Origin of the sequence: Nocardia pseudovaccinii NBRC 100343, assembly GCF_001613225.1 — a bacterium.
Classification (GTDB): Bacteria; Actinomycetota; Actinomycetes; order Mycobacteriales; family Mycobacteriaceae; genus Nocardia; species Nocardia pseudovaccinii.
The window spans coordinates 1-4,940 of the sequence record NZ_BDBY01000325.1 but is presented as its reverse complement, the minus strand read 5'-3'; the positions used below and the strand labels follow the sequence as shown (position 1 = coordinate 4,940).

Below are 4,940 nucleotides of genomic sequence, written 5' to 3'. Positions count from 1 at the left end.
TCGGCAGCCTGCTGATAGTCCCCGGTGAGTCGGCGCACGCGGCCAAGTGCGTTGAGGGCATCGGCTTCTCCGAGACGGTCGCCAAGGTGGCGTGCGGTGTCAGCGGCACGCTGGTGCAGTCTCGCGGCCAGGGGCCACTCCCCGTCGAACTCCAGAAACCTTTCCACTGATGCGGTCAAGGCAACCATTCGTGCGAGGTCACGACTGGCGGTGTGGTCCAGGCAGTCCAGCAGGTTGTCCCGCTCGATGCGCAGCCAGGTGAGCGCCTGCAGTTGGTCGCCGAATTCCGGCACCATCGCATCACGCGCTGCGGCAGATGCGATGGCGTGGTCAATGCCGGTGTGGGTGGACGATGCTGGCCATCGGTCCGCGCGGGCGGCGGTGTGCTGGTAGTAGTCCAGCAACCGGTGCATTGCGCCGGTAGTGTCGGCATCCGCGTCGGTGGTAGTGAGGCTGTTGGCGTAGGAGCGCAGCAGATCGTGTAGCCGGTACCGGCCTCGGCCGGTTTCGTTGAGCAGATGGTCCTGGTAGAGAGCCAGCAATTCCCGCTTGGCGGTTGCAACATCCACCTCGACCAGCGCCGCCGCTGCGTACGCGTCCAGGTCGCGGCCGGGATGCAGCCCCAGACGTCGGAACACCTGCTGTCGCTGCGGTGGCAGGGCACGATACGACAGGTCGAACGCGGCGCGCACCGCTGGGGCGTCGTCGTCGAGGGCGGCCAGCCGATTCGCCGCAGCTTCGACCCCACCGGCATAGTCGTCGATGTCGGCTGCCGTCCATGTCCTGTGGTGCGCAAGTTGTCCGGCGACCAGTACGACCGCCAGCGGCAGGCACCCGCAAACGTCGGCAATGCGGGCCGCAGCGTTACGTTCGGTCTCGTCAGTGCGGTCGCGGCCGGTAACAGTGAAGACCAGATCCACCGCCGCGGGCGGGTCGAGAACCTCCAGCGCCAAGGGATTGGTATCCGGCAGAGTGAGCCGGTGCCGACTGGTGATCAGGGTTAGGCATCCCGATCCACTCGGCAGCAATGGCTCGATCTGTTCCCGGTCGGCTGCGTCGTCGAGCACCAGCAGCATCTTCCTGCCAGCGAGCAGATGACGCCACAGGTCGCGACGCTCGGCCACGGTATCGGGTAGGTTGCGCGGGTCGGTGCCGATGGCGATCAGCAGCCCGGCCAGTACCGCCGCCGCATCTGCTGCGGGTTGTCCGGGAGTATGGGCGTGCAACTGGACGAAGTACTGCCCATCGGGGAACCTCGGTGCCAGTTGGTGGGCCGCGTGAACAGCGAGGGTGGTTTTGCCGATACCGGCCATACCGTTGATCGCATGGATTGCTACTACCCGCCCCCCGCTGGCGGCGTCCAGGATCTGCCGCAATTCCTGGGCACGGCCCAGAAAATCACGCGGAAGGGCGGGAAGACTCGATGTGACGGGCTCCCGCGGCGGTGGCGGTTGCGTCGTGACCACCTGGATCGGTTGGTCACCGCGGCCATGCGCGGGCGCCGGGGTGGCACCGATCGCAAGGGTCCCGGCGACCACCCCGGCGAGACTGATCCCCCCTGGCAACTGGTGTGGCGACGCGGTCGGAGCGGGGGCTACCGGCGCGCCGAGGAAGGGTCCTGCGGCTCAGACTTGCCCGCTTTCACCGAACCGATCTCGACATCGCCCACAAACGTGCCTCCCACGACCCGCACCCCGGTCCCGGTCGACTCCACTTCCCGTATCCGCAACGCCGCCGCGGATACCCGCTCCAAATCCACACCCACCGCAGCCCCAGCTGCTGCCTCGTGCGCGCGCACGGCGGCGAGCAACGCTTGCGCCGCCGCGAGCAATTCCTGGTCATCCTCAGCGCCAGCACGCTGGAGATCCTCGACCAGGACCGAACGTCGGGCGACCGAATCAGGTTGTTGCTCAACCGATTCCACACCCGACAGCCCGACACGACCCGACACCAAAGCCCTCAACTTCTCATAAGCATCGATCACCGCCTGCTTAGCGGTATCGCTCAACCCCGCCACCGCACCCACCGCTACCGCCTCGGCCACGATCGCCGACACCGTCTCCAACACGAGAATCCCTCCCAGCACCCCACCCCGCGATACCGGGCCAGGTCATCGATGTTCTAACCGCCGCCGGATTCTACGCCGCTAACCCGGCAGCCGAGCCCGATACCGCATCCACTGAAACCAACATCGATGCTCGAAAAATGCCACGTGCCAACACCATCCACAGCAGGCGGGCAATGCACTCAGACCGCCGAGTACAGACGAACTTCGAACACTCCAGCGGTTCTGCTCAGCATGATCGCCCGCCAGGCTCCTTGTATGTACATACCGGAGTAGCATTCGGGTATGGCAAGACGGCGGCAGACCCGGAAAGTGACTGTGACCGTGCCCGAGGAGGTCGCGGTTACTCTCGACAACTGGCGCGATGGCGGCACGATCGAGTCGGTGAGCGCGTTCGTCGCCGAGTCGATCCAGGCAGCTGTCGATCGGCAAAAGTCCCTGGCCACAATCGAATCCGTGTACGGCGGGCGGCCGCCGTTGGAGATGATCAACCGCGGCCGCGAGCTGCTGGGCCTGCCGCCACTGTCTTCTGACGATCAGACTGCTGCTGGCGCCGCATGAGCGCAACGGCCCTGTCCGGGGTCGTGCTCGACCTGGCCGCTGTACGCGGCTGGTGCCGCCGCGATCCGTACCCCCATGCCATCACCTGGGCGACCGTCGAATCGGGCAACACCATCATCGTGCCCGCCGCCGTGCTGACCGCCGCCTACGCCCTGATCCCGTCCGACCAGATCGACATCCTCGCCGCCCTGGTGGGGATGCCGCACACGCTGGTGCCCGCCTGCGACGAGGCCTCCGCCGGTGACATCGGCACCTTGCTGGCTGGGAAGTCGAACGCTGATGCGTTGTTGTCGGCGGCGCACGCTGTGCGCGAATGCCTCTCTCGTCGCTGGCATGTCCTCACCGACCGCTCCGAGGTGCTGCTCGACATCGACTCGAGCACGCTGACCGACACCATTCCATAGGACGAACCAGCGAGCGGAACGTGATGCGAGGCGAGGACATCCGGGCAGCCCGGAACGCGAGGGGATGGTCGATCCCGATCCTTGTTGCGGCCCTGATCGAGGCCGCAGGCCGCGATGGCATCCACCTGATGACCCCGGCCTCGCTGAAGACCTCGATCAGCCGCTGGGAAAACGGCCACGTCGCGCCCAACGTCATGTACTCGCGGCTGCTGGCGAAGGTGCTGCATCTGCCCTATGCCGGTGACCCGCTCGCTCAAGGTCGTGAGTACCAGCGCGACATCGCGGATGCGATCACCGTGCTCGACGGGTTGGCCGACAGCGACAACGGCAACGATCCGGAACTGGCCACCGCGGGCGCGATCACCAGCATGGGCGCGTCCCAGGTCGTGACCGGGTACCTGTTCGCGCAATCGCCCACCCTGACCGCGGAGCCGGCCGGGCCGGTCCACGGGGTAGCGATCGCGGCCCGGATCCGCGACACGGTCGCGGCGATGATGTCGATGGACTTCGCGCGAGGTGGTGGGCATGTGCGGCGCACGCTGCTGGCGTTCTTCCGCGCCGAGGTCGTGCCCGAGCTGCACGCCGTACATCCGCAGCGGGTGCGCCGCGAGATCTTCTCCGCTGCTGCCGAAGTCGCTCAGCTGCTGGGCTGGAGCGCCTACGACGCCGGCCGCCACCCAGCCGCGATCAGATACTTCATCCAAGGCCTTCGCCTCGCCGAGGAAGCCGGTGACCATCAGATGGGTGCCCGGCTGCTGGCCAACCTGTCCCATCAGAGCAATTTCGTCCACCGCTTCGACGACGCGGTCATGTACGCGCGGGCGGCGCAGTCGGCGCTGCGGGGACACGGCACACCCAGCGTCGATGCCATGGCCGTGATGATGGAGGCGCGCGGGCTGGCCAGCCTGTCTGATCGCAAGGGCACCGCGGCCGCGATCCACCGCGCCGAGCAACTCTTCGAGCGCCGCCACGGCGACGAACCGACCTGGATCGGCTACTACGACCCCGCCGAACTCGCGGGCGACGCCAGCCACTGCTGGCGCGATCTGCAACTCGTGCCCCAGACCCGCACGTTCGTCAGCGACGCCCTCACCGACGACACCCCACCCCGGACCAGGGCGTTCATTCAGATGGTCTCCGCCGATGCATCGCTGGTCGCTGGCGACTGGGAGGATGCCGGGGCGCTGGCCGCGGCCGCCGTCGTCAACGGCGGTGACCTGCGCTCAGCGAGATACCTGCAATACCTGCACGACTTCTACAACCGGCTCCCCGCCACGGGTTCACGTCATCCCGCGCTCGTAGAGTTCGTCGACCTCATGCACACCCACCATCCCGCGATCGTGGCGACGACGCGCTGACGGCTGACTACATTCGGCGGACTATGTGCGCGATTCGGGACACTATGTCCCGGATACGCCCGCGTCCCGTGTGAAGTACCTCCGAGACAGAGCGCTCCCAGGTGTCGAACATAGGTTCGATTCGAGCTAGGCTCATGGGCATGGATCGTTTGGGTGCCGACCTCAGATCGCAGCTCGCCGCGGTTGTCCGGGAGGCGACGCATCCGCACAGCCAGCCCTACGGGCGCGCGTTGGCGATCGAGGAGGTGCTACACGCGATCGAGGCCGAGCTGGCCGACGCGCGCTACTCGAACGCCGAGCGGAAGAGCTTCCAGGCGCTTCTCCTCGAGGCGATGAATCATGGGCGCCGGATGGTGCCCCGCTAGAACGTCGCAGGTGCACCTGAGCGCGATGTGAGGCAGCTGACAATCCTGGTCGGATCGGATCGCTGTACGGCACGCGAATGCTGAGTCGGGGTCGTTCGTCCGGCATGTGGAGTGACACAGCTCTCACGGCGCAGTTCGCGCGGCGCGACACAAGGTGTTGTGCTGCATGGACTCGTCACCCCCAAGG

Annotated in this window: 6 protein-coding genes; 4 read left to right on the top strand and 2 right to left on the bottom strand. The window is 66.8% G+C overall.

Annotation, left to right across the window (positions count from 1 at the left end; translation table 11 throughout):
• Together NP3_RS36535 and NP3_RS36530 are read right to left on the bottom strand one after the other, a co-directional pair.
• A partial coding sequence (locus tag NP3_RS36535; protein WP_245721258.1) for a tetratricopeptide repeat protein occupies nt 1-1,538 on the bottom strand: 1,538 nt, incomplete at its 3' end.
• A 56-nt stretch (nt 1,539-1,594) separates the two neighbouring features.
• Nucleotides 1,595-2,068, bottom strand: coding sequence for a Het-E N-terminal domain-containing protein (locus NP3_RS36530; RefSeq protein ID WP_157124801.1), 474 nt, complete (start codon nt 2,066-2,068; stop codon nt 1,595-1,597).
• A 321-nt stretch (nt 2,069-2,389) separates the two neighbouring features.
• Here NP3_RS36530 and NP3_RS36525 point away from each other — a divergent pair, with 321 nt between their 5' ends.
• The 4 genes from NP3_RS36525 to NP3_RS36510 all read left to right on the top strand — a co-directional run bounded on the left by NP3_RS36525 (nt 2,390) and on the right by NP3_RS36510 (nt 4,753).
• Nucleotides 2,390-2,626, top strand: a complete 237-nt coding sequence (locus NP3_RS36525; RefSeq protein ID WP_157124800.1) for a hypothetical protein — start codon at nt 2,390-2,392, stop codon at nt 2,624-2,626.
• A complete protein-coding gene (locus NP3_RS36520) occupies nt 2,623-3,030 on the top strand; it encodes a hypothetical protein (protein ID WP_063046284.1) in 408 nt (135 codons plus the stop codon). The genes NP3_RS36525 and NP3_RS36520 overlap by 4 nt, the downstream gene beginning before the upstream one ends.
• 23 nt (nt 3,031-3,053) lie before the next feature.
• The gene (locus tag NP3_RS36515; RefSeq protein WP_169814642.1) at nt 3,054-4,388 is read left to right on the top strand and encodes a helix-turn-helix domain-containing protein; all 1,335 of its coding nucleotides are present in this window, start codon (nt 3,054-3,056) and stop codon (nt 4,386-4,388) included.
• Nucleotides 4,389-4,528: 140 nt separating this feature from the next.
• A complete protein-coding gene (locus NP3_RS36510) occupies nt 4,529-4,753 on the top strand; it encodes a hypothetical protein (protein WP_157124799.1) in 225 nt (74 codons plus the stop codon).
• Nucleotides 4,754-4,940 lie beyond the last annotated feature (187 nt).

Bases quoted from the DNA above. Each gene is read 5' to 3' on its own strand.
- NP3_RS36520 (WP_063046284.1), top strand. From the start codon at position 2,623: ATGAGCGCAACGGCCCTGTCCGGGGTCGTGCTCGACCTGGCCGCTGTA.
- NP3_RS36515 (WP_169814642.1), top strand. From the start codon at position 3,054: ATGCGAGGCGAGGACATCCGGGCAGCCCGGAACGCGAGGGGATGGTCG.
- NP3_RS36510 (WP_157124799.1), top strand. From the start codon at position 4,529: ATGGATCGTTTGGGTGCCGACCTCAGATCGCAGCTCGCCGCGGTTGTC.